A 1,428-nucleotide genomic window follows, 5' to 3' on the forward strand; every position below is an offset into this window, starting at 1 on the left:
TTGTTCCGGGCGCCGAAGTCCACCACGGCCGCCGAGAAGGAGTACCTGGCGGTGTTCGCCAACGTCATCGGTGATCTGGCTCATCAACTCAACCGGCAGGCCACCCTGCCGGCGGTGCGGCTGGAGCCGCTGCCGGCGGGCACCGATGTGGTCGCCGCGGCCGCGCAGGCCCGTCGGTGGCTGGGCGTGGAGCCTTTGACGCCGATCAAACGGTTGACCTACGAACTGGAAGCCGCCGGGGTGCCGGTGGTGCTGCGGATGAAGCATTCGCGCTCCACCGGGCTGATCGATTGGGACAATGCCGAGGACGAACCGGTCGGCTTGTTGACCGAGAAGCATCTGGGCTGTTCGGCGCGGACCGGCGACTATCGCGACCGCCCCGTTGTCTTGTTGCGTGGCATGGAGTCTTGGGAGCGCACCCGCTGGACGGTTGCCCATGAGATCGGGCATTTGGTGTTGCACCGCTACGGCGATATCAGCGATGAGGAGGAACGGGAAGCCTCCCGCTTTGCCTCCGAGCTGCTCGCGCCCGCCGAGGCGATCGCCGCCGAGATCCCGGCCTCACCGACACTGAATGACTTGATCGAGGTGAAGTTGAAATGGCGAATCTCGATCGGGGCGTTGATCATTCACCTTCGCGAATCGAAACTGATCGACGGTGCCCGCGCGCAGACGCTGCAGCGTCAGCTCTACACCCGGATCAACACCGACACCGGGCACACTTGGGGCAAAACCGAACCGGGCTGGGACACCTACAAGCCCGAGCGGCCCCGGCTGCTGCGGCGGTGGATGGGGGTCTGCTACGCCGGGGCCGATTCGGCCGAAGCCCTGGCCGCCCACAACCTGATCTATCCCACCGATCTGCTCGCCGACATCCTGGCCGGCCAAAGCGATGCCCCCGGCCGCACCCGGGCAGAGCACGCCAGAACCGCTGACGCCGGTGCCCGACAGGGCGACATCGTGGTGCCACTGCACCGGGCTCCCCGGCAGGCCTAGCAGAAAGCCACGGGTCGGTCAGCACACAATGGCACGCACACAGCGGATCGCACTGACCGATCGCCCCGACACCTACACCGTGCTGGGCGCCGATCATCTACCGATTGATCCGGCTGAGGAGTACCTGCAGTTCCTGCGTGACGACGCGGCCTCCCCGAACACGGTGAAGGCCTATGCCGCCGGGCTGGCGGCCTGGTGGACACTACTGGAGCACACCGGCACCGATTGGCGTGATGTCAGCACCGCGATGTTCGGTCAGTTCTTGACTTACCTGCGCAGCGGGGATCTGCCCGGCACCGCCCGCATCGGCGCCCCGCCGACGTGGTTGGGCCCGGCCAGCACCCAACTGCGGGCTGCAGCGGTTCTGGCCTGCTACCGCTACCACGCCGACGCCCACGGACTGACCGTCCCGTATCGGCGGCTGTTCACCAG

2 protein-coding genes are annotated in these 1,428 nt (G+C 66.9%); both read left to right on the forward strand.

Annotated features, from left to right (window positions below; genetic code table 11):
- Positions 1-996: ImmA/IrrE family metallo-endopeptidase (locus AWC14_RS01160; RefSeq protein WP_142281499.1), on the forward strand; the 996-nt coding region annotated here is incomplete at its 5' end.
- Positions 997-1,024: 28 nt separating this feature from the next.
- A partial coding sequence (locus tag AWC14_RS01165) for a site-specific integrase (RefSeq protein ID WP_158089858.1) occupies positions 1,025-1,428 on the forward strand: 404 nt, incomplete at its 3' end.

The organism is Mycobacterium kyorinense (assembly GCF_002101735.1).
GTDB lineage: Bacteria > Actinomycetota > Actinomycetes > Mycobacteriales > Mycobacteriaceae > Mycobacterium > Mycobacterium kyorinense.